Source organism: Streptomyces sp. MST-110588 (genome assembly GCF_022695595.1).
Classification (GTDB): Bacteria; Actinomycetota; Actinomycetes; order Streptomycetales; family Streptomycetaceae; genus Streptomyces.
In genome coordinates, this window is sequence record NZ_CP074380.1 from 492,776 (window position 1) to 514,432 (window position 21,657).

General features: G+C 70.1%; 25 protein-coding genes. 9 read left to right on the forward strand and 16 right to left on the reverse strand.

All coding sequences use genetic code 11. From position 1 onward, the window contains the following. Positions 1–8 precede the first annotated feature (8 nt). The 3 genes from KGS77_RS02155 to KGS77_RS02165 all read right to left on the reverse strand — a co-directional run bounded on the left by KGS77_RS02155 (position 9) and on the right by KGS77_RS02165 (position 2,603). The gene (locus tag KGS77_RS02155; protein ID WP_242578414.1) at positions 9–854 is read right to left on the reverse strand and encodes a patatin-like phospholipase family protein; all 846 of its coding nucleotides are present in this window, start codon (positions 852–854) and stop codon (positions 9–11) included. A 263-nt stretch (positions 855–1,117) separates the two neighbouring features. Further along, entirely contained in the window at positions 1,118–2,293 is a 1,176-nt protein-coding gene (gene tuf / locus KGS77_RS02160; protein ID WP_242578415.1) for an elongation factor Tu, read from the reverse strand. A gap of 109 nt (positions 2,294–2,402) precedes the next feature. After that, positions 2,403–2,603, reverse strand: coding sequence for a hypothetical protein (locus KGS77_RS02165; RefSeq protein ID WP_242578416.1), 201 nt, complete (start codon positions 2,601–2,603; stop codon positions 2,403–2,405). Positions 2,604–2,888: 285 nt separating this feature from the next. Between KGS77_RS02165 and KGS77_RS02170 the strand changes: the two genes are divergently transcribed. Together KGS77_RS02170 and KGS77_RS02175 are read left to right on the forward strand one after the other, a co-directional pair. Further along, on the forward strand, positions 2,889–3,590 hold the full coding sequence (locus KGS77_RS02170) for a TVP38/TMEM64 family protein (protein ID WP_242578417.1): 702 nt from the start codon (positions 2,889–2,891) through the stop codon (positions 3,588–3,590). Positions 3,591–3,771: 181 nt separating this feature from the next. After that, a complete protein-coding gene (locus KGS77_RS02175; RefSeq protein ID WP_242578418.1) occupies positions 3,772–4,647 on the forward strand; it encodes an undecaprenyl-diphosphate phosphatase in 876 nt (291 codons plus the stop codon). A 210-nt stretch (positions 4,648–4,857) separates the two neighbouring features. Here KGS77_RS02175 and KGS77_RS02180 read toward each other — a convergent pair whose 3' ends face one another. Both KGS77_RS02180 and KGS77_RS02185 read right to left on the reverse strand, forming a co-directional pair. Further along, the gene (locus tag KGS77_RS02180) at positions 4,858–5,202 is read right to left on the reverse strand and encodes a hypothetical protein (protein ID WP_242578419.1); all 345 of its coding nucleotides are present in this window, start codon (positions 5,200–5,202) and stop codon (positions 4,858–4,860) included. A gap of 175 nt (positions 5,203–5,377) precedes the next feature. Further along, the gene (locus tag KGS77_RS02185; protein WP_242578420.1) at positions 5,378–6,877 is read right to left on the reverse strand and encodes a DHA2 family efflux MFS transporter permease subunit; all 1,500 of its coding nucleotides are present in this window, start codon (positions 6,875–6,877) and stop codon (positions 5,378–5,380) included. Positions 6,878–6,901: 24 nt separating this feature from the next. On the opposite strand from KGS77_RS02185, the gene KGS77_RS02190 reads away from it, so the two are divergent. Together KGS77_RS02190 and KGS77_RS02195 are read left to right on the forward strand one after the other, a co-directional pair. Further along, positions 6,902–7,429, forward strand: coding sequence for a MerR family transcriptional regulator (locus tag KGS77_RS02190; protein WP_242578421.1), 528 nt, complete (start codon positions 6,902–6,904; stop codon positions 7,427–7,429). 432 nt (positions 7,430–7,861) lie between these two features. Next, on the forward strand, positions 7,862–8,596 hold the full coding sequence (locus KGS77_RS02195; protein ID WP_242578422.1) for a dienelactone hydrolase family protein: 735 nt from the start codon (positions 7,862–7,864) through the stop codon (positions 8,594–8,596). A 113-nt stretch (positions 8,597–8,709) separates the two neighbouring features. Here KGS77_RS02195 and eno read toward each other — a convergent pair whose 3' ends face one another. Next, on the reverse strand, positions 8,710–10,017 hold the full coding sequence (eno, locus tag KGS77_RS02200; protein WP_242578423.1) for a phosphopyruvate hydratase: 1,308 nt from the start codon (positions 10,015–10,017) through the stop codon (positions 8,710–8,712). A 163-nt stretch (positions 10,018–10,180) separates the two neighbouring features. Between eno and KGS77_RS02205 the strand changes: the two genes are divergently transcribed. Continuing rightward, positions 10,181–10,603 (forward strand): MarR family transcriptional regulator, encoded by a 423-nt coding sequence (locus tag KGS77_RS02205; protein ID WP_242578424.1) that lies wholly within the window; start codon positions 10,181–10,183, stop codon positions 10,601–10,603. Between the two features lie 205 nt (positions 10,604–10,808). Here the strand turns inward: KGS77_RS02205 and KGS77_RS02210 are convergent, their stop codons facing one another. Next, positions 10,809–11,282 (reverse strand): MarR family transcriptional regulator, encoded by a 474-nt coding sequence (locus KGS77_RS02210; protein WP_242578425.1) that lies wholly within the window; start codon positions 11,280–11,282, stop codon positions 10,809–10,811. Between the two features lie 57 nt (positions 11,283–11,339). Here KGS77_RS02210 and KGS77_RS02215 point away from each other — a divergent pair, with 57 nt between their 5' ends. Beyond that, positions 11,340–12,116 (forward strand): alpha/beta hydrolase, encoded by a 777-nt coding sequence (locus tag KGS77_RS02215; RefSeq protein ID WP_242578426.1) that lies wholly within the window; start codon positions 11,340–11,342, stop codon positions 12,114–12,116. A gap of 147 nt (positions 12,117–12,263) precedes the next feature. Here the strand turns inward: KGS77_RS02215 and KGS77_RS02220 are convergent, their stop codons facing one another. From KGS77_RS02220 to KGS77_RS02245, 7 genes are all read right to left on the reverse strand, one after another. Further along, positions 12,264–12,713, reverse strand: a complete 450-nt coding sequence (locus KGS77_RS02220) for a peptidoglycan-binding domain-containing protein (protein WP_242578427.1) — start codon at positions 12,711–12,713, stop codon at positions 12,264–12,266. A 351-nt stretch (positions 12,714–13,064) separates the two neighbouring features. Next, positions 13,065–13,313, reverse strand: a complete 249-nt coding sequence (locus KGS77_RS02225; RefSeq protein WP_242578428.1) for a hypothetical protein — start codon at positions 13,311–13,313, stop codon at positions 13,065–13,067. A gap of 49 nt (positions 13,314–13,362) precedes the next feature. Continuing rightward, positions 13,363–13,890: a hypothetical protein gene (locus KGS77_RS02230; RefSeq protein ID WP_242578429.1), complete on the reverse strand. Its 528-nt coding sequence runs from the start codon at positions 13,888–13,890 to the stop codon at positions 13,363–13,365. Between the two features lie 336 nt (positions 13,891–14,226). Continuing rightward, on the reverse strand, positions 14,227–14,883 hold the full coding sequence (locus KGS77_RS02235) for an SDR family NAD(P)-dependent oxidoreductase (RefSeq protein WP_277994177.1): 657 nt from the start codon (positions 14,881–14,883) through the stop codon (positions 14,227–14,229). Then, complete coding sequence (locus tag KGS77_RS34540; RefSeq protein ID WP_277994178.1) at positions 14,778–15,056, reverse strand: SDR family NAD(P)-dependent oxidoreductase; 279 nt, start codon at positions 15,054–15,056, stop codon at positions 14,778–14,780. The genes KGS77_RS02235 and KGS77_RS34540 overlap by 106 nt, the downstream gene beginning before the upstream one ends. 291 nt (positions 15,057–15,347) lie before the next feature. Beyond that, positions 15,348–16,211 (reverse strand): barstar family protein, encoded by an 864-nt coding sequence (locus KGS77_RS02240; RefSeq protein WP_242578430.1) that lies wholly within the window; start codon positions 16,209–16,211, stop codon positions 15,348–15,350. A gap of 82 nt (positions 16,212–16,293) precedes the next feature. After that, positions 16,294–17,142 (reverse strand): hypothetical protein, encoded by an 849-nt coding sequence (locus tag KGS77_RS02245; protein ID WP_242578431.1) that lies wholly within the window; start codon positions 17,140–17,142, stop codon positions 16,294–16,296. Between the two features lie 361 nt (positions 17,143–17,503). On the opposite strand from KGS77_RS02245, the gene KGS77_RS02250 reads away from it, so the two are divergent. Further along, positions 17,504–18,265 (forward strand): hypothetical protein, encoded by a 762-nt coding sequence (locus KGS77_RS02250; RefSeq protein WP_242578432.1) that lies wholly within the window; start codon positions 17,504–17,506, stop codon positions 18,263–18,265. Between the two features lie 65 nt (positions 18,266–18,330). Here KGS77_RS02250 and KGS77_RS02255 read toward each other — a convergent pair whose 3' ends face one another. Continuing rightward, positions 18,331–18,972 (reverse strand): acyltransferase, encoded by a 642-nt coding sequence (locus KGS77_RS02255; RefSeq protein ID WP_242578433.1) that lies wholly within the window; start codon positions 18,970–18,972, stop codon positions 18,331–18,333. Between the two features lie 119 nt (positions 18,973–19,091). Further along, positions 19,092–20,027: an RNA polymerase sigma factor SigJ gene (sigJ, locus tag KGS77_RS02260; RefSeq protein WP_242578434.1), complete on the reverse strand. Its 936-nt coding sequence runs from the start codon at positions 20,025–20,027 to the stop codon at positions 19,092–19,094. A gap of 100 nt (positions 20,028–20,127) precedes the next feature. Between sigJ and KGS77_RS02265 the strand changes: the two genes are divergently transcribed. Together KGS77_RS02265 and KGS77_RS02270 are read left to right on the forward strand one after the other, a co-directional pair. Further along, positions 20,128–20,574 carry a hypothetical protein gene (locus KGS77_RS02265; RefSeq protein ID WP_242578435.1) on the forward strand — a complete coding sequence of 149 codons (447 nt, stop codon included), beginning with the start codon at positions 20,128–20,130 and terminating at the stop codon, positions 20,572–20,574. 99 nt (positions 20,575–20,673) lie between these two features. After that, the gene (locus KGS77_RS02270; protein WP_242578436.1) at positions 20,674–21,525 is read left to right on the forward strand and encodes a YwqG family protein; all 852 of its coding nucleotides are present in this window, start codon (positions 20,674–20,676) and stop codon (positions 21,523–21,525) included. Positions 21,526–21,657 lie beyond the last annotated feature (132 nt).

The following is a 21,657-nucleotide window of genomic DNA, read 5'->3' on the forward strand; positions in this document are numbered from 1 at the left end:
TCACGTGATCACTGCGACCAGGCGCGTGCCGCCTCCACGAGGTGTGCGACTGCCTGCCGGCGTCCCGCCCGCGCGGCGTCCGCACGCTTGGCCGGATCCAGGACGTTCCGGCCGAAAGCGGCACGGGCCGCGCGGTCGGGCGTGAACACGCACACCCGGGCACCGCTCCGGGCCAGCCGTGCACCCTGGGACCGAGGTGTGGCCAAGGGGCCGCCGCCGGCCGCCATCGGCGCCAGGACCACGACCCGGTCGTACCCGGCGGCCAGATCGGCATTGGAGCTGGAGTGGACGCCGCCGTCGATCCACCACCGGTCGCCGATCCGTACCGGCGGCCAGATGCCGGGGACCGCGCAACTGGCCGCCACCGCATCCAGGAGTTCCACGCCGCTGCTGTCGTCGAAGGCCGTCCGCTCCCCTGTCTCCGCGTCCACCGCGGTGATCATCAGCCGCCGCCCCGTCGGCCAGTCGTGCGAGGCCAGCCGCTCGGCGACGGCGACCCGCGGCCCGGGTCCCGGGGCCGTACGGGCGGAGCGGGCGAGGCGGCCCATCCGCGCGCCGAAGTCCACGGCGTCGCGGGAGCGCAGGGCGATGACGGCGAACCGCGCCATCGCCGTCGGGCCCATCCGTACGGCGCTCTCCCCGGCGGGCGGCACGAGCTGGCGCTCGTACAGCTCTTCCGGTGTGAACTGCCCGGTCGTGATCTGGGCGCCGACGACCGAACCCGCCGAGGTCCCGATGACGGCGTCGGCGCCGCCGAGGCCGATCCCGGCCGCCGCGAATCCGGCGAGCATGCCGATCTCCCATCCGATGCCCGTGACTCCGCCGCCGCCCAGTACCAGTGCGGTCCCCGCCATCGCCGCCTCCTGCCCCTCGCCCGCCGTCCGCCGCCTGCCGTCCGTTCTTTCGCTTTTTCCGCCCGTCCATCAGGGCCGCCCCGTTCTCATACCCGCGCACGGGCGCGGTGACGACATCCCATCCCGCACGCGCCATGGCCCCCGACCATGGCGCGTACGGGCTCCTCACCGCTGCGGCGCGTACGCGCTGCGGGCCTGGCCCGCACCTCCCTCGTACGTGCCCCGTCCCCCCGCGCCTCGCGCCCGCGGTCTCCGCGCGCGGCCTACTCGTCCCCGACCGCGCGGACCGTGCCGGCGCCCACGGTCCGGCCGCCCTCGCGGATGGCGAAGCCGAGGCCCGGCTCCAGCGGCACAGCGCGGCCCAGCTCGACGGTCACCCGCACCGTCTCGCCGGGACGGGCGACGCCCCGTTCGCCGAGGTCGATGTCGCCGACCACGTCCGCCGTACGGATATAGAACTGCGGACGGTAGCCGGTGGTCAGCGGCGTACGACGGCCGCCCTCCTCCGTGGACAGGATGTACACCTCAGCGGTGAAACGGTGCCGCGGTGTCACACTGCCCGGCGCCGCGACGACATGTCCCCTGCGCACCTCGTCACGGTGGAGTCCTCGTAGGAGGAGTGCGACGCTGTCCCCGGCCTGCGCGGACTCCATCGGCTTGCCGAAGGTCTCCAGCCCGGTGACGATCGTCTCCCGGTCGGCACCCAGGACCGCCACCCGGTCGCCGACCCGCACGGAGCCGCGCTCCACGGCCCCGGTGACGACCGTGCCGCGCCCGGTGATCGTCAGCACGTTCTCCACCGGCAGCAGGAACGGCGCGTCGACATAGCGCTCCGGAACCGGCACATAGGTGTCCACGGCGTCGAGCAGCGCCTCGATCGCCCCGGTCCAGCGCGGGTCCCCTTCCAGGGCGCGCAGCCCGGAGACCCGTACGACCGGTACGTGCTCCCCGTCGTAGCCGTGCGAGGTCAGCAGCTCGCGCACCTCCAGCTCCACGAGGTCGGTGAGTTCCGGGTCGCCCGCGTCGGCCTTGTTGAGCGCCACGACGATGTGCCGGACGCCCACCTGCTTGGCGAGCAGCACGTGCTCGGCGGTCTGCGGCATGATCCCGTCGAGCGCGGAGACGACCAGGATGGCGCCGTCCAACTGCGCCGCCCCGGTGACCATGTTCTTGATGAAGTCGGCGTGTCCGGGCATGTCGACATGGGCGTAGTGCCGCGTCCCGGTCTCGTACTCGACGTGCGAGATGTTGATGGTGATGCCGCGGGCGGCCTCCTCCGGAGCCCGGTCGATCCGGTCGAAGGGGACGAACGTCCCGCTCCCCCGGTCGCTGAGTACCTTGGTGATCGCGGCGGTCAGGGTGGTCTTGCCGTGGTCGACATGGCCCATGGTGCCGATGTTCAGATGCGGCTTGGTACGTACGTATGCCGTCTTGGACATGATGGTCGTTCCTCGCAACAACGCGGTGATGACGGCGGCTGGGCGCCGTGGGACCCCTGGATCCGGCCGACCCTCCCCTTGCGGGGCCCGCCGGACGTGCCGGAGAGGGTCAGCTTCGCGTGCCGCCGGTTGCCGTGGCGGCGGTGAGCGCGGTGACGGCCGTCTGATCGTCGGCCGTGCAGGCCACGGCGGCGCAGTCGACGGCGGTGCAGATACCGGGGGCCGCGAGGAGCGCGGCGAGGGAGTTCACGGCAGCCTTCGGCGCGTCCGCGACTGCGGACGGGAGCGCGTGGAAGGAGTACCGGAACATGTGCCGAATCATCCCGCGTGGCCGCTCCCACGTCGAACGATTTATCCGCGGACGCCGTCGGGGCGGCGCGGCGGCACGCAGCCGACGCCGCCGGCGGCCGAACCGCCGCCGGCCGCCGGACCGCTCCCTGCGACCATCCCGGCCGGACCTGGGCCGGTCCGGGCCGAACCGAGCCGCGGGCCCGGCACCTCCCCCTCGCCTCCCCCTCGCCTCCCCCTCACCCGGTTCACGACCAAGACCCCAGAATGATGCCTTCCTGCCACTCTCGTCGGTTACGCTCCCGGGATGTTCGAACCCGCCGCACCACCCGTCGGCCCCGCCACGCGCTGCACGCGTGTGCTCTTCTCCCCGTGGTGCCGGCTGGCCCTGCTACTCCTCCTACTGGCGGGTGCCCTGACGGCGGTGCTCCTGTGGCAGCCGCAGCGGCTGCTGGCGGACGGCTGGCCGCCGCAGCTCGCCGGCGGCACGGCCGTGGCGGTCTTCGCACTCGCGTACGGAATCTGCACGGCGGCCTTCGTACCGCGCCCGATCCTCAACGTCGCCGCGGGCGCGCTCTTCGGCTCCCAGGCCGGCACGGTCTCCTCACTGGCCGGTACGGTCCTGGCCGCCGCCCTGACGTTCGGGCTCGGCAGGCTGCTGGGCCAGGACGCGCTGCGCCCGCTGCTCCGGGCCCGCTGGCTGACCGCCGCCGACCGGCAGCTCAGCCGGCACGCCTTCCGTTCGATGCTGCTGATCCGGCTCCTCCCCGGCCTGCCGTTCTGCGCCACGAACTACTGCGCCGCGATCTCCCGTATGGGCTGGCGGCCGTACCTCCTGGCCACCGCGCTGGGCAGCATCCCGAACACCATCGCGTACGTCGTCGCGGGCGCCCGCGCCGCCACCCCCACCTCGCCCGCCTTCCTGCTGTCCACGGCCTTCATCGCCGTCAGCAGCCTGGGAGCGGTGGTCGTGGCCTGGCGCAAGCGGAAGCTGCTGGGAGGCCGCTGACCGGCCGGTCTCCCCGGGCCCTTGAACCGCCATGAAACCTTCGGACGCTACGCTGCCCCCTGCCACGCAATACCCGCCCCCACACCCCACCATCCGTCCCCTTCATCTCCCTACTCCCACCCCGTCCGTACCGCGCCCCGCTGGTATCCGCTTGATCACCCTTTGGATAGCGTAGTTTTCAATGTCTTGGTTCGAATCATTCATCCTCGGCCTCGTCCAAGGGTTGACCGAGTTCCTTCCGATCTCCTCCAGCGCCCACCTGCGGCTGACCGCGGCGTTCGCGGGCTGGCAGGACCCCGGTGCGGCGTTCACCGCCATCACCCAGATCGGTACCGAGGCCGCCGTACTGATCTACTTCCGCAAGGACATCGCGCGCATCATCTCCGCCTGGGCCCGCTCCCTGGCCAACCGGGAACTGGTGCGTAAGGACCACGACGCCAAGATGGGCTGGCTGGTCATCGTCGGCTCCATCCCCATCGGCGTACTGGGCGTCACCCTCAAGGACGCCATCGAAGGCCCCTTCCGCGACCTGCGCCTGATCGCGACGACCCTCGTCGTCATGGGCGTCGTCCTGGGCATCGCGGACCGCCTGGCCGCCCGCGACGAAACCGGCGGCCGGCACCGCGCCAGCAAACAGCGCAAGTCCCTGACCGAACTCAACGTCCGGGACGGCCTCCTGTACGGCGTCTGCCAGGCCATGGCCCTGATCCCCGGCGTCTCCCGCTCCGGCGCGACGATCAGCGGCGGTCTCCTGATGGGCTACACCCGCGAGTCCGCGGCCCGCTACTCCTTCCTCCTGGCCGTCCCTGCCGTACTGGCCTCCGGTGTCTACGAACTCAAGGACGCCGGCCAGGGTCACGTCGCCTGGCCCCAGACCATCTTCGCCACCCTCATCGCCTTCGTCGTCGGCTATGCCGTCATCGCGTGGTTCATGAAGTTCATCTCCAGCAAGAGCTTCATGCCCTTCGTCATCTACCGCATCCTCCTTGGCATCGCCCTCTTCGCCCTGGTCACCGCCGGCGTCCTGAGCGCCCACGCGGGCGAGATCAAGGGCTGAGGAGACACCGCCAGTCCCCGGACCGCGCCCTTCCGCAAGGTGCGCGATCCGGGGCCGACGCCCTATCCGGCGATCGGGCGAGCCCCCGGGGAAGTCATGAGCCAACCGCTGGAGGGCGCACGCCAGGTCCGCCTGGCCGGTCAGGTCGTGCAGTAGGCGATGCGCGCAGGGCGTCGTGTCAGCCGTTGCTTCGGCTACGGACTCGGCGACTCAGCCCTGCGGGCCGGAGAACCTCTGCGCAAGGTCGCGATGCCTGTCCGCGGCCAGCTTCCCTTGGGCAAGGCTGATGGTCGATCCAGTCATACGGCTGAGGCGTTCGACCTCTTCCGAGAAGCGCAGGTGCTCGCGCCGCGCGTGCTCACGGCAGGCGCGGCAGGTGACACGGTCCGGGCGAGGAGAGGTCATCGCATACGGCACCCGCAGCCCGCATCCAGTAGTGACCAGGCTCGGCAGGTCACCGGCCAGTCCGAACGTGGAGGCCAGCACGTTGCGGGCGGCGGCATCATCGTGGACCACCTTCGACTGCACGTGGATGTGCGGATCGTTCCCGCCCATGAGCCCTCCCCGCCCCGGCGACCGGACTGACCGAGGTGCTTTCGCCCGGCCGCATCCTGCAGGACGAGTCTGCCAGGCGGACGAACCTGACGTCACGGCAGTTGGCGCCGCCGGTCGGGATCTCGACCGGTGTCTGCCGACGTACCTGTGGTCCGCCCGCCCGGTGGCCGCTTGCTCACCGTTGGGGTGCTTGCGTCATGGCCGTTCCCGGCTCGCTCGCTGCCGGCGCGTCCATTCGCTCGAACAGCGCGGCTGCTCGTACGGCGGTGCGGGAAGCCCGGTCCCCTGTGCTCACCAGAGCGAGCACCACGATGCCCACGCCGAGTACGGCCACCATCCACCAGACGCCGTGCGCCGCGCCCGTGAACGCCGTGCCGCCACGGGCGGTCGCCGCGCCGATGACCGTACCGGAGATCGCGACGCCCAAGGTGGTGCCGGCCTGGCGGCCGGTGGAGGCCAGCGAGCCGGCCAGCCCGGCCATCGAGCGGGGCATCCCGGAGATGGCCGAGTTGGTGATCGGCGGGTTGACCGCGCCGAGGAAGACGCCGAACAGCAGATAGACCGCCAGTACTGCCGGGAGGGGAGTATCCGGCCCGAGCCACAGTGACACGCCTCCGCCGAGTGCCAGGGCGGTACCTGCCACCAGCAGCGGCAGCAGGGGCCCGCGTTCGCCGACCACGCGCCCGGTGAGGGGCGATATCACCAGGACCGGCAGCCCGACCGGAAGCAGGCACAGTCCTGCCGTCACCGGCGGCAGGCCGCGTACATCCTGCAGGTACTGGGTGGTCACGAACAAGAACGCGCCGAAGCCGCACAGGGCGAACAGCGCCATCACGATCGCCGAACTGAACGGCACGCTGTGGAAGAGACGCAAGTCCACGAGCGGGTCGGCACGGCGCGATTCGTAACCGAGGATGCCCGCCACACCGAGCGCGGCCACGGCGAACAGTCCGACGATGACCGGCGATGTCCAGCCCAGCGATCCCGATTCGATGATCGCGTACACCACACTGCTCAGGACCAGGACCATCAACACCTGCCCGACAGGATCGAACCGGCGGGCCCGGGGTGCACGGGACTCGGGCACGAACAGCGCGGCGCACACGATCGCCGCGGCCACGATCGGGATGTTGATCCAGAAGACCGACCGCCAGCCGAGGGCGTCGACCAGCCCGCCGCCGAGGATCGGGCCGAGCGCCAGCGCCAGCCCGGACATCGAGGCGAACACCCCGATGGCCCGTGCCCGCTCGGCGGCACCCGTGAACGTGTTCGCGACGATCGCCATGGCCACCGGGTTGAGCATGGTCCCGCCGGCGGCCTGCAGCACACGTGCCGCGATCAGCCAGCCGATGCCGGGCGCCAGTCCGCACAGCAGCGACCCGAGGCCGAAGGCCGCGAGACCGGTCTGGAAGACACGCCGCCGGCCGATCCGGTCGGCGGTGGACCCGGCCAGCGCGAGGAACCCGGCCAGTACGAGGGTGTAGGCGTCGACCGTCCACTGCAGGCCGGACTCCGAGGCATGCAGGTCGCGGCCCATGGCGGGAAGGGCGACGTTGACGATGGAGATGTCCATCACCACGACGACGATGCTGGCACAGCAGATCGCGAGCACCAGGGACTTGCGGCGCGGGCTCGGTTCGCACGCCGCGGCGGGGGACAGTACGGATGGACTCATGGCCACGACGCTAGGATTTAGAGCGTGCTCGAAATCAAGTCGTACCAGGCACCGGCACCGGCATCCGACGCCGCCGAGCCGACGAAGGCGCAACCCGGCGCTGTGCCCGCAGAAGGCGTCACCATCGCCGATGCGGCCCGCCGTACCGGGGTGAGCGTGCACACGCTGCGGTACTACGAGCGCGCCAACCTGGTCGTCAGCCCGGTCGACCGCACGAGCGGCGGTCGCCGCCGCTACCGGGAACTCGACCTCAAGTGGATCGTCATCTGCACGAAGCTGCGCGCCACCGGCATGCCCATCAGGGGCATCCGCCGGTACGCCGAGCTGGTCGCCGCCGGACCGGGCAACGAGGCGGAACGGCTCGCCCTCATGGAGGCCCACCGTGCCGATGTGCTGGCCAAGCTGGCCGAAGTCCAGGAGAACCTGAAACTCATCGACCGCAAGATCGACATCTACCGGGGCAGCCTGGCCGCCGGTGACGCCGACCGGCTCTGGGCACCCGTTGACGACACCGCCGGGCGGCGCCAGGGCGGCAACGCAAACGCAGGCTGAGGTCGCCGGAGCAGCAGCCAGAGCCCTCCCAGAGCCCGCCGGGAGCCACGCGGAGCATCCGCCTGCTCTGCACGTGCCTGGCGGCGCTCAGTTGGGCCCGTACCAAGCAGGTCACCCGCCGGCAACACCCCAACCCGACATCACTGCCCGAATTCGGTCCTGCCGGGCCGGCCGTGTCGGACCACGCAGCTCGCCCCGGCACTTGCGGACCAAGGGAGCACTGGCCTCCATTCCATCCGGTGAGCTAGGTTGTGCGGCGATGACTACCGGGACGGCTTCGCGCCACTCACAGATAGATGACCCGGCGCTGCTTTGAGCGCCGTACGGGCCGGTGCCGGCCCGCTGTCGGACCGGGGATCCGGGGCTGCCGCGCGGGCCCCGCCTCCGTCGTGTTGACCAAGGCTCGATACGTCAACCACGACAGGAGAACTCATGTCCACCAAGACGCTGCACATTCCCACCGCGGACGGCCGCGCCGACGCTTTCGCCGCCTTCCCGGACGGTGGCCAGCGGCACCCAGGGGTGCTCATGTACGCGGACGGCTTCGGCATCCGGCCCGTACTGCGGGAAATGGCCTGCGAACTGGCCGGGCACGGGTATTACGTACTCGTCCCCAACTTCTTCTACCGGCACGGCCCGGCACCGGTGATCGAGCTTCCCGAGTACATCGGAGAAGAGGCCCGGCCCGGCATCTTCGCCCAGCTCATGCCCATGATCGAGGCGCACACCACCGAACGTGTCCGCAGCGATGCCGATGCCTACCTCAAGTTCCTCACCACCCAGCCCGAGGTCGTCGCCGGTCCGGTCGCGGTGACCGGCTACTGCATAGGCGGCCTTCTGGCGACCCGCACCGCCGCGGCCCACCCCGGCCAGGTGGCAGCCGTCGCCGCATTCCACGCTCCGGTGAACGCGGACGGGCCCGACGCCCTCGCCGCGATCACCGCCCAGGTCCACTTCGGCCATGCCGAAAGCGACCTGACGCCCGAGGCCCTGAGCGAGCTCAACCGGGCCCTGGATGCCGCGGGTCTCGACTACACCTCCGAGATCTACCCCGGCACCGTCCACGGCTTCACCATGTCCGACACCGACGCCTTCGACTCCGCCGGACTCAAGCGGCACTGGGACCGCCTGCTCCCCCTCCTTGACCGCACACTGGCCGGCAGTTGAGGCGAGGGCGCGAGCCCGGTGCGCCCAGCCACCAGGTCGTCAGCGACGCGGTGGTGCGAAATGACCAGGCCCGTGTCCCGGTAGCCGCCGTCCGATGCGGCAGGCGCCGCGGTTCACGCCCGCCGCAGTACGGAGCGGCCGGCGAAGCGTGCCGAGTCGCCCAGTTCCTCCTCGATCCGGATCAGTTGGTTGTACTTCGCCGTGCGGTCGGAGCGGGAGAGCGAGCCGGTTTTGATCTGACCGCAGCCGGTCGCCACCGCCAGATCCGCGATGGTGGTGTCCTCCGTCTCGCCCGAGCGGTGGGACATGACAGCCGTCCAGCCCGCCTGGTGGGCCGTGGACACCGCGGCCAGCGCCTCGGTCAGGGTCCCGATCTGATTGACCTTGACCAGGACCGAGTTGCCGACGCCGGTGCGGATGCCCTCACGCAGCAGCGTCTCGTTGGTGCAGAACACGTCGTCACCGGTGAGCTGGCAGCGGTCGCCTACGCGGGCGGTCAGCTCGCGCCAGCCGTCCAGGTCGTTCTCCGCCATCGGGTCCTCGATGGAGACGACCGGGTAGGCGTCGATGAGCTTGACCAGGTAGTCGGCGTGCTCGGAGGGGGTGCGGCGCACCCCCTCGCCCGCGTAGTCGTACGCCCCGTCGCGGAAGAACTCCGACGACGCCGGGTCCATGACCAGGCCGATGTCCGCGCCGGGGCGGTAGCCGGTGCGCTCGATGGCGGTCATCACGAAGTCGAGCGCCTCCTCGGCCGTACGCAGCGCGGGCGCGAAGCCGCCTTCGTCGCCGACGCCCGTGGAGTGTCCGGCGGCCAGCAGATCGCGCCGCAGGGTGTGGAAGACCTCGCTGCCCATGCGGACGGCTTCGGCGAAGGTGTCCGCGCCCACGGGCGCGATCATGAACTCCTGGAAATCCAGCGGATTGTCGGCGTGGGCGCCGCCGTTGACGATGTTCATCATCGGTAGCGGCAGGAGGTGGGCGTCGGCGCCGCCGAGGTAGCGGTAGAGGGGCTGGCGGCGGGCCGCCGCGGCGGCCTTGGCGGCGGCGAGGGAGACGCCGAGGATCGCGTTGGCGCCGAGCCGGGACTTCGTGGCGGTGCCGTCGAGGGCGACCAGCGCGGCGTCGAGACCTGCCTGATCCGCCGCGTCCCGGCCGCGCACGGACGCCGCGATCTCCTCGTTGACGTGGGCCACCGCGCGGTCGACGCCCTTGCCGTGCCAGCGCGCGGAGTCTCCGTCACGCAGTTCCACGGCCTCCCGGGCACCGGTGGAGGCACCGGAGGGCACAGCCGCGCGCCCCAAAGACCCGTCCGCCAGGACGACGTCGACCTCGACCGTGGGGTTGCCCCGGCTGTCGATGATCCGGCGGGCGGTGACGGCCTCGATGGAGGCGTTGACGGTTCCGACTGCTGTTGCGGACATGGGAGGCCCTTCCCGTTGTCGTGTGCCGTGGCCCCGGCTGCGACGACACTGGCGCTGAGCCCGACAGCACCAAACCCTACAGCAATGCTGCTCAGTTTTGCTGTACAGCATTGCTGCGCAGGCTGGGTGCACAGTTTTGCTGACCAATGGGGTAAAGTGCCCTATGCCCACCTCGGAAGCCGCCGCCATCGCCGCCGAACTGCGCACCGCGATGAGCAAGCTCACCCGCCGCGTCAAACACGAGGACCGGATCCCGCTGGGTCAGGTCGCCGTGCTCGGGGCGCTCGACCGCAACGGCGCCATGACCACCAGCGAGCTCGCCACCGATCAGCGCGTACGCCCCCAGTCGATGGCCCGGGCGGTGGGGCTGCTCATGGAACAGGACCTGATCACGCGCCGGGCGCACCCCACGGATGGCCGCAAGTCGCTGGTCGAGCTGTCGGACGCGGGCCGGGCCGCACTCGAAGCGGAGCGTGGCCGCAGGGTCGGCTGGCTCGCGCAGGCCATTGACGCCGAACTCACGGACGAGGAGCGGGCGTTGCTGGCACGGAGCGCCGCCCTGATGGAGCGGCTCGCCATGCGCTAGAGGAGCCACTCCGGTGAACTGGACCGATCCGGCACGCTTGTCAACGCAACGAGAAAAGAGCAGTAGGGCAGCGTCCTAGGTGGCGCGTCGCAAGAGTCGTTTGTAGCAGCACAGGGCTGCAGTGGCAGCGGCCGGCTGGAGCCCCGTACGGTCCATTGCGGTACCACTTTCCGCGCGCGACCTCGCCGACGCCATCTGGCCCGGTTCAGTCGAGGTCGACGTCGCCCATGGCTTCGAGGAGGCAGGTGAGGACTCGGAGGCAGGCGTCGATCTCGGTGCCGGTGAGGCCCTCGCCGGCCTGGCGCAGCACTACGCGTTCGCGGTTGACCGCAGCGGTGATGGCGGCCTGGCCCTGTTCGGTCAGCCGGATGAGGGATGACCTCTTGTGGGCCGGGTTGGGGGCGAACTCGACCAGCCCTCTTGCGGCGGCGTCGTTGACCATGCGCTGGACGAACTGGCGGCTGAGCGCCTGTGCCCGAGCCATCTGGGGGGCGGTCATGGGGCCGTGCTGACGGAGCAGGCTGAGGACGGCCCGCACCCCCACCGACAGCCCGTCGGCGGACATGTCGTGTTCCACCTTGCGCTGGGTACGCCGGTACAACGGCCCCACCAGGTCGAACACCTCGGTGAGCCGGTCCGCCAGCTCTTCGGACACCAGGCCGGAATCTGATTCCTTCACATCACCATGATGACACCTTGGTTGCCATTCTCTCCCGAGAATGACACCTTGGTTGTCATGAATGATCTGTTCTGGCTCGACACCGGCGTTGGCCGGCCCCTCGTCCTCCTGCACGGCGGCTTCCTGGACCACCACATGTGGGACGACCAGATACCCGCCCTCGCCACGCGGTACCGCGTCATCGCGCCCGACGCCCGCGGCCACGGCCGGTCCGCCAACGCCACCGAACCGTTCCGGCACACCGACGATCTCGCCGCGCTGCTACAGCACCTGGGCATAGACTCCGCGGTCCTGGTAGGCGTCTCCATGGGAGCAAGCATCGCGGTCGACACCGCACTGGAGCATCCGGAACTGGTCAGTGCCGTGGTCGTCAGCGGCGCCGGGACCAGTGAGGCGTACTTCACCCACCCCTGGACCATCCGGACCTGGGCCGACTGGCAGACGGCGATGGCCGCCGGCGACCTGGACGCCGCCGTCGAAGCATTCACACTCTTCGCCGCGGGCCCGGACCGCACCCTCGACGATCTCGCCCCTGAGGTCGTCGGCCGCCTGCGCGAGATGACTCGTAACACCCTGTCCAAGCACACCCCCGACGAACCCGACCTGCGCATCCCTGTCCCCGACACCTGGAACCGTGCCGCCGGGATCAAGGTGCCTGTGCTCGCCATCAACGGCGCCATCGACGCACCCGATCACACCGGCATGGCCGAACGCCTCACCCGTACCGTCGTCAGGGGCAGCGCGACCTCGATCGACGGGACCGCCCACTTCCCCAACATGGAACGCCCGGAAGCCTTCAACCAGGCCCTCGAAGACTTCCTGCGTACCTTGTGACCACGCGGCTGACGCCTCAGCTCCGCGCTGACCGGCGCCCGTCCACGACCGGCGGACCAGCGCAGGCCCTCGGGGCGGCTGCCCCAAGGGCCGTACCCGTGCGAACGCGTGCGCGGGCGCGGGTCGCCGTGGTGCGCCGTGACGTCGTCAGCACCAGGTTCCACCGTCACCGAGGTGGGAGAACGCCTTCCAGGCGGCCCGGGTCTTGGTTCCGGCAACGCCGTCGATGCCGCCGGTGTCGTAGCCGATGTAGACAAGGAACCTCTGGAGGCCCCGGATGGTGTTGGGGCCGACCTGGCCGTCGACGGTTCCGGCGTTGTAGCCGCGGTCGTTGAGGAAGAGCTGCCAGGCTTTCCAGCTATTGGTGCCGAGCTGGCCGTCGATGGCGCCGGGGTTGTACCTACCGCGCGGCGCGGCGTCGCGGACGTAGCACTGCACGCTCTTGCCTTCGGAGGTGGAGAGGCCGAGGTTGTTGACGGCTTGGACGGTGCTGCTCCCGCTGCGGACTTGCTGGGCAGGGGCGGCGGGGGCGGCGGTGGCCGCTGTGGCGCCGGCGAGTGTGCCGACGCTCAGGGCGGCGGTTGTGAAGGCCGCCAAGAGTGCGTTCGTGAGCCTGCTCGATGCCATGAGCGTCCCCTTTGGTGGGCAACCGGTGGAGTCGGCCGAGGTCCCGGCGGCGCAATGTCTAGCAGCGTGGCCACGACCGGGCGAGGGGCCACGGAAGAGTTGCCCTGTGAACCGGACAGGCTTGGACAGGCTCGTATCGAACGGTGGTCCCGGAGCGTGCAGTCGGCGTGCCGGCTGTCGACGCTCAACGACTTACCAGCCGGCCTGAACGAGCCCGTGAAGCATCAGCACTTTGATTGACCTGTACGGCCGGTGGCAGCCATGCGCGCCGACGGCGGCACCACCGGCCGTACCGAGGGTGTGGAATTACCTATGGGCGGTTTATGACGCCCCGCCGTCGATGTCGTTCTGCTGTTCCGCGAGAATGCGCGCTTTTCGATACCGCAGATCGGCCTGCCGGTGCCACAGCCGGGCCACCAAGGCGACGGCGCCGGCCGCGGCGATTCCTGCCACGGTCGACTGCCAGCCGGACATGGAAGCCATGACGGCCGTTCCCACGCAGACGGCCACGGCGATCGTGCCCGGGAAGAACGCCCTGCTGTTCGGTGGACGCGGCTCCTTGCGATTCATCACAGCACCGCTTCGGGACGCCATCACCACTCACCTCCCGATGCGAGGATCAGCACTGGTGAGCGCCCTGGACCGCGCCGGCCACGGCCCCTCCGAAGCCTCCCACGGCGGCGCCGCCCACACAGCCGGTCTCGATGCCGGTGACACAGCCGGCGACGCCGCCGAGTTCGGCCGTGTCCAGGCTCTTCTTGCCGAGGCACTTGGTCCAGTCCCAGAACCCGCGCGTCGACACCGTGGGAGCCACGACGCCCTTGAGTGTGGCCTTCGGAGTGTCGATGTGCTGGTGGAGGGTGTTGCCCTTGACGGTCCATGTCACCTTGTGCAGGTGGCCGTCCAAGTCCTTGACCGGTTTGGGCGTCATCGTGAGCAGCTTCTCGCCCTTGCCGTCCTTGATGGACACGCTGCCGTCCTTGTCGGCGGCAAGGTGGTGATCCCCCTTCAGCTTGGAGAACGTCCACGAGGTGTCGCGGGCAAAGGTCGTGGTCTTGCCGGAATCGGCCAGGACCTTGTCCAGCGTCTGTCCCGAGTGATTCGCCGCGGTGGCGCTCGGAGCAGCAGCGATAAGCGCGGTACCCACCGCAACGACCGCTGCTATGCCGGTTCGCCGACGTGCCGCCGTACGCATTAAGTGATTCATCTCCTGTTCGTATCCGCCGGAAGAGGGCACATGAGCCCCTGCCGAATGCATGCACACCGACACCAACATCTTTGCCCACCGCCCCGCAAAGCGTATTTACTGACTTGAGGCACCATTTGCCAAGGGTTTGCGAACGACGGCAAGCGGATCTGCTGGGGCCAGGGCGTTCCTGATGACTCTTGGACGGTGCCGCGGAGTCAGGTGCCGGCCGCGGCGACGGTCAGGGTGCCGGTGCTGTTGAAGCGGAGGGTCAGAAGCGGAGCGCCGGGGGAAGTTTCATTGCCGGAGGTCCCAGATCGCGGCCTGTTGCCGCTTCACCTCTTCGACGCGGTCCGCCGGAAGGAAGTTGCGGAAGAGGTCGGATTTCCCCTCCGCGACTTTCACGAAGAGTTCGACGATCTCCTCGGGGTCCTTCTGGCTTTCCCCGGTCATCTCGCCGTAGTCGTCGGTGAGCCGGACCTCGACGCCGAGATCGGTGGTGAAGTGCTCGGCGCTGAAGGATTTCTCCCGGTCGAACCAGACGCGTAGCGCGTCGCCCATCCGGTCGTTGAAACCGGTCTGATACGGGCCCGGGTTGATCGTACACACCTGGACGCCCAGCGGTTTCAGTTCGTCGTGCATCGCCTGGGCGATCGCCTCGATGGCGTATTTGGACGCGCAGTACGGGCCGAGGTACGGATTGGTCGTCAGGCCCGCGATGGACGACAGCCAGACGATGCGGCCGTTGCCGCGTTCCACCATCTGCCGGGCGAATCCCTGGGCCAGGGCGAGGTGGCCGAACACGTTCACCTCGAAGACCTGTCGGACCAGTTCCAGGGGAATTTCGGTCAGCGGGCCCATTTCTCCGACGGCCGCATTGTTGAACAGCACGTCCACGTCCCAGGCGTGTGCCTGGCGGCGGTGCAGCGCTTCGGTGACGTCCAGGTTCTCCACCTGAAGCCGATACCGCGCCGGTCCGCCTCCTCGATCAGCGCGGTCATCTGCGGGCGGTTCTCGGCCGCCGCGATGACATGGTGGCCACGTTCGGCCAGACGCAGGGCGGCGTCACGGCCGAAGCCGGAGCCCGCGCCGGTGATGAGAATGCGCTTGCGCTTGCCACCTGCCACGGCAACTCCCTTCCGCGGGTGATGACCGGTTCACGGCGCAACCTCACCCATTTCAGCGATACACACAGACAGTAGTCGATTGACTACCTTTTGCACGGGAACCGAGAGGCTGCTGGGTCCATTCGTCCGCCGCGCGGACCGGCGTCCTGATGCTGACTGCCGCGCCGATCCCGCTCCCCGCACGGTTCGACGGACCGACCCGGCCGCGGACGGACGCGGTGGCGTGCTCTTCGAGGGGCGGCGATCCGTCTCAGGGGTCTTGTGAGTGGGCTTCGGCGTCATGCCCAGCGGTCATCGCAGGACGACGTGGACACCCTGTTCCTCGAAAATTGTCAGGAGCAGGTCGAAAAGGGGCGCCTCATCTGCCTCATCTGCCTCACCGCCGCCGGCGGGCCTGTGCTCCGCCAACCGTGCCCTGGCCTCGGCCGAGCACTGCCATTCCAGGGTGAACGGAGGAACGGCACCCCAGCCGCCTCTCAGGCAGTCGTCGAGGGCATCGAGGTTCCATCCGAAGTATCCGCCGGGCCCGTTGACGGCCTCGCCGAGCGCGCAGTAGAAGCTGTCCGCATCTGCGATATGCCGACCGTCCAAGGTGAACACCTGGCCCGCGGGAAAGTCGGGCTTCCCGCGACGTCGATACTCACAGGACCGCAGGGCAACCGACAGCCAGGCTCGCCTGTCCTCCGGGTCGAGTTCCTGCCACATGCCGGTACGGTTCAGTCGGCCCGTACGGATCAGGTCCCACATCCTGGCCGCCCCCGGCAGCGCTTGATCACACCACAGCGTCACCGTGAGGTCGACGAGGCCGGCACCGTGGGCGCGGGCGGAGGGCTGGACGGCGACGACGGTGACTTCGTTGACGAAGTAGGACCCCATGGTGGTGCCGTGGGCGTCGAGGAGGTCGAGCCAGGCGTTGCCCGCCACGGCGCGGCGGCTGCCGACGTGGGCAAGGCTTTTCCGTAGGCCGCCCTGTGGGACGCAACCGACGAAGCGCACACGGCGCGCCCCCTCTTCATCGCGTTCCTCAAGCGGCGTGAACAAACCCTCGGCCTCGTGGGCGAAGCCCCAGAAGCCGGCGTCGTCCGCGTCCGCGGTCAGCGCGTATTTCTGTCCTTCGCCGTCCCGGCCGCCTGATGTTCGTATCGCACTGCCCATGAGGGCGTTGATTCTACCGGCGCAGCCGCCAGGCGCCGGGCCGGCTGCGTACGGCCTTGCAGACGCAGACGGTATCGCCCGGTCAGGCTCCCTCCGCCTCCAGGGCTTCGGCGACGGCCGTCACATATGCGGCGGCGGTCGTGGCGCCTGTCGTCAGGACGATGGCCTCGCCTCCCGGGCCGAAGCCGATGACCGCACCGGGGCCCGGGTGGGCGGTGGGCAGGGTGTAGCCCAGTCGGCTCATGAAGGCGCATGCGTCCGCCCATTCCTCGGGGCGTTGCCGCCGGGCCCAGTTGTTGAGGGAGACGGCCAGGGAGGCACGTCCGTCGGGGCCGTGCGGCGGGGTGCAGAGGAAGAGTCTTTGCTGCCGTCCGGTGTCGCGGACATGCTTCAACTCCCACTCCAGTCCCGGTGATGCGTGGATGACGGCGAGGAGGCAGCGTGCCTGGGCGATGAGGTCGGTGATCTGCGTTTGCCATTCGTCGTCCTGGACCCAGTTGCGGACGGCTCCCACGCGCGGCAGCCGGTCCGTCGGGTCCCCCAGGGCCGTCAACGGGCCGAGGCGCCGGTCGATCTCGTCCGCGAGGAAGAACTCGATCGTCTGCACGCCCTCGTACTTGTCCTCGAAGAACCTCCTGGTGATGCGCTGCCCCCGGTTCAGTCCGGCGGGCAGTTCCTTCCTGGAGAAGCTGACGGACTCCTTCCCGAAGGTGCGCAGGAACACCACCGGTGGACGCTCGTCCACCGCCCTGACCTGCTCGGCCGTGGGCAGCCTGCTCCGCTTGTCGAGCCATGCCATCCAGGCCGCCAGCGTCCCGCACAGGACGACTCCACGCCCCGCGAGGGAGATCGTGAGGTCCGTGTACAGGGGTGACAGGCCGACGGCCACCGCGCCCAGCACCGCGATGCCCGCGATCGTGGTGAACGGCACCTTGGACTGCCGCGGTCCGCTCGTACGGCGTCGGCCTGCACGGCGTCGGCCTGCACGGTGTCGAACTGTACGGCGTCGAACCACGAGGCCCCCTCTCTCGCGGTGCACCACCCCACGGCGAGCCGTCGCCCGCGCGTCCAGTGTGCTCCGTACCGGGCGGCGGTCACCACCCTTACCGGCTGATGCGGCAGGGCACTTCGAGCAGTTCGTACGACACGGGGCCGACCCCGAGCGAGATGCGCACCGAGTCCGGCATCGCCCGGCAAATGCCTGCCGCCGCCACCCTGCGTCCGGGACACTGGTGTACGGGCGGAACCGCGCTCGCGGCCCGCTTCCGGCGCCGAGGATCGGAGGCCGTCCCATGGCCCTGCACCGCAGTACGTGGCCGGTGGCCGTCGCGGCATGCGCGCTCCTGGCCCTGCCGTTCGTGACGGGTTGCTCGGGCGACACCGTACGGCCGAGCCGGGACACCACGCCGGCAGCCCCGCCAAGCACACCGAACACCCCGGACACACCGAGCAGTACGGTCCGGTCGTCCAACGGCCAGGCGGCAGACAGTGCCTGGCCCGCGGAGGCCCGGGACGCCGTGAACGTGGTGGACGACTTCTGGCGGTCGCACTGGAACACGTACTTCACCGGCACCTACCGCTCCCCCAAGGTGTTCGGCACCTACACGCCCGGCACCCCACAGGCCCCCGCCTGCAACGGTGAACCGGCCACCCCGTACAACGCGTTCTACTGTCCCTCCGGGGACTTCATCGCCTGGGACGGACAGCTCATGCGCGACGGATACGCCCGGGGCGACTCCTGGGTATACCTGGTCATCGCCCACGAGTGGGGCCATGCGGTGCAGCGCCGCGTCCTGGGACTCGGCGTCGCGGCTCAGGAGCTCCAGGCCGACTGCCTGGCCGGAGCCACCCTCTTCGGCTCGGACAAGCTGCAGTTCGAGCCGGGAGACACCGACGAACTGGCCGGGGCACTGACCGCCCTCGCCGATGACACCCCCTGGACCAACTCCCAGGACCACGGCAACGCCGAACAGCGCGTCACCGCTTTCAGCAACGGCGGTCGCGCGGGAGTCCGCGCCTGCCTCCCCGCCCGAGCGGCGCCCGACGCTCCGTAACGGCGGATCATGCTGTCCCGACGGCGCGTCACCTCTGGGCAGCGCGAGGGCCGTTGGTGCGGCGCCTAGCCGGGGTTGAGGACCTCATCGTCCGCGTGCGTGCCGAACTCGGCGACGCGTACCTCCGCGATGCGCTCGTACCGGCTGATCCGGTCGGTCCACTCCGCGTCGACACCGAACGCCACCTGCGCGAAGCCCACCCGGCCGACGGCCTCGGCCAAGCCCGGGTCGCCGGCGGCCAGCAGCCGCACCGGCGCGTCCAGCGCCACGGTGTGCGGCGGCACGAAGAACTCGTCCGGCAGAACGGTGCGCGCATGGACGAGCGCGCCGACAGCGACAACCGAGCCGGCCCCCAACCATGCGCCCTGCAGGACCGTCGCCGTGGTCGCCACATAGACGCACCTGCCGACCTCGCAACCCAGCAGCGTGGCATGCGGCCCCACGAAGACGTGGTCCTCGACAAGCACCGGCTGATCGCCGGCGACCGCAGATCCGCGCAGCACCGCGTTCTCGCAGATCACCGCCGCCTCCCCGACCTCGATCCGAGACCCCTCGGCATCGAGCACCGCACCGTACATCACCCGCGCCCTCGGCCCCACGCGGACATCACCGACCAGCGTGGCCGTCGGGGCGACGTAGGCGGTGGGGTGGACCTGCGGTTCCTGCCCGCGATGCCGGATGCGGATTCCCTGCGTTTCAGCGATCATGAGCGGATTCTCGTCCGATCGACCGCAAGCATGCTCGCGGGTTTCCGACGTCGTGTTCGTCGAGAACCGTACCCTCCGCGATCTGAGGCACTACAGGGCGAACCTTGCCTGATGCGGCACTAGATCGCCCGCGCCCACGGCCGTAGCTTCTCCGGGTTGCGGACCGCCCAGATCCTCGTGACGCGCTTGTCGGAGACGTCGAACGAGGCCACGGTGACGACGACGCCGGCACGCCGGGCCACCAGGCCCGGGGCACCGTTGACCGACCGCTCCAGGAGTTCGAGCCCCGGTGCCCTGTCGGCGATGGCGATCATGTAATGGGCGATGCGGGCGCCGCCTTCGACCGGGCGCAGGACGGTGCCGACCATGCCGCCGCCGTCGGCGGTCATCACGGCGGCCGGGTCGAGGAGGCCGACGAGCGCCGCGATGTCCTTGGTCTGCCAGGCTTCTTTGACGTGCCTCACCACGTCGGCCCGGCCGGTCGCCGGCACCGGAGCGCGCGCGACGTCCACCCGCCGCCGGGCGGAGGCCGCCAGTTGTTTGCAGGCCGCAGGGGTCCGGCCGAGGACGCCGGCGATCTCGGCGAACGGGTACCGGAAGACGTCATGCAGGATGAACGCCACCCGCTCGGCGGGCGTCATCGACTCCAGGACGACGAGGAAGGCCGTGGCCACCGACTCGTCAAGGACGATCTGGTCGGCGGGGTCCGGGGGGCCGGTGGGGGCGGTGCCGCCCGTGTGGTCCCCATAGCCCCCGTGGTCCCACTCGGTACGGTCGGGCAGCGGCTCGGGCAGCCATGCGCCGACATAGCGTTCACGGCGGGCCCGCGCCGAGCCGAGCAGGTCCAGGCAGATGCGGCTGGTCACCGTCGTCAGCCAGGCGCCGGGGGACAGGATCTCCGCCCGTCGGCTTCGCGGCAGCCCGTACCAGCGTGCGTAGGCTTCCTGTACGGCGTCCTCGGCCTCGGTCACCGAACCGAGCAACCGGTACGCGACGTTGATCAGTTGGCGTCGCTCGCCGGCTACCTCGTCCGCGCCGGCCCCCACACTCCCCATGCTTCCGGCCGCCCCTCGCCTTACCTTTCGCGGGCCCGTGTCGTCGGGCTGGTGAGACCTTATCGATCTGCTGCCCGAGGGCGGAAAAGGGGACCGTGACATGGCCACTGAGTCGACGGTGACGGCAAGGGCGCGGGCGAACGTACCGCGCGGCTCCACGCTCTTGCAGGTCGCGATCGGGTTGCAGACCCTGACCATCTTCCTTCAGGCGGTCTCCGCCGGACTGCTGCTGGCCTCGTCCTACGGGGAGACGCTGCACAGCGTGGGAGCCCGTGTGACGTACGGGGCGTCGATGCTGTACGTGCTCGCGGCGGTGCTGGCGTGGAAGCCGGGCGGCGGCTCGCCCCGGCCCATCTGGCATGCGTCCGGTTTCCTCGTACTGGCCTCGGCGCAGGTCGTGCTCGGCATCGCCCACGTCCCTTCGGTCCACCTCCCCCTGGGTGTCTTGATGTTCGGCCTGAGTGTGCTGGCACTGGCCCGGACCGTTGCTTCCACGCGTAGCCGGCACATCAGCGCACCAGCACATGAGCCCGGCGTCCGCGGGTAACCGTGCGGCACAGCGTGAGCACGGAGGGCCGGCCGGTGCGGGCGGTCCGGCCCATGCCCCGGGCGGCCCGTTGTCAGTGGTCCCGTGCATGATCGACCCATGACACAGAACACCGTCGATGCGCTGCACGCGCTCGCCCGCGAACATCTGCCCGCCGAGATCGCCGAGCGGTGGACCGGACTGCTACGGCCGGGTCTGGGCCTGGTGAACGCCGGGGACTCGGAATCGGACACGGTCGTCGGCCGGCTCGGCGGTCAGCCCGAGCTGCCCGCGTACGAGCAGTGGCCGGTGTGGGAGGGACACGGTCCGCTGTCCTTCATCGCTTCCCTGGACTGCGCCGCGCTCCCTTCCGCCGCCCTCGACATCCCCTTGCCGACGGAGGGCACCCTGGCCTTCTTCTACTTCGACGGGCAGTTGGACGACGGTGAGGCATTGGTCTTGCCCGATGACCCCGACAGTTGGGCGGGGGCGCGTGTACTGTACGTGCCCTCCGGCGTCCCCCTGGTGGAGCGGGCGGCGCCTGCGGGTATCGAGCCCTACCCGGAGATACGGCTGGCAGCCCATGTGGAGACCACGGCCCCCTACCTCTGGCATCCGGTGGTCGACCGGGAGTTCGCGGCGTTGCCCGACGATCATCCGCTGTGGAGCGATGACTTCCAGGAGGCCCTTTGGGACCTCCCGGGCGCCGGACACCGCGTAGGAGGCCACGCCGACCCGGTGCAGGACGATGTGGAGTCCGAGGTCGCCTGGGGCATCCTGGGCAGTCCGCCGAGCGGCGATCCGCGTATCCGTGAGGAGGCGCTGCGCTGGGTGCTGCTCGCCCAGTTCGACTCGGACGACGACGCCGGCATGATGTGGGGCGACTGCGGCACCCTGTACTGGCTCATGCGCCCCGAGGACCTGGCCGCACGCCGCTTCGACCGGGCGAAGTTCACCTGGCAGTGCGGCTGAGGCCGGTCGGGGTGTACCTGACCGGGAAGCCTCTGGTTGCGGGACCGGAGTCTCGCGAAGCGAGCTCTGACGAGCGCTTATGAGCTAGCCGGGTGCCCAGTCAGGGAGGCGGATGGCCAGGAAACCGGACGT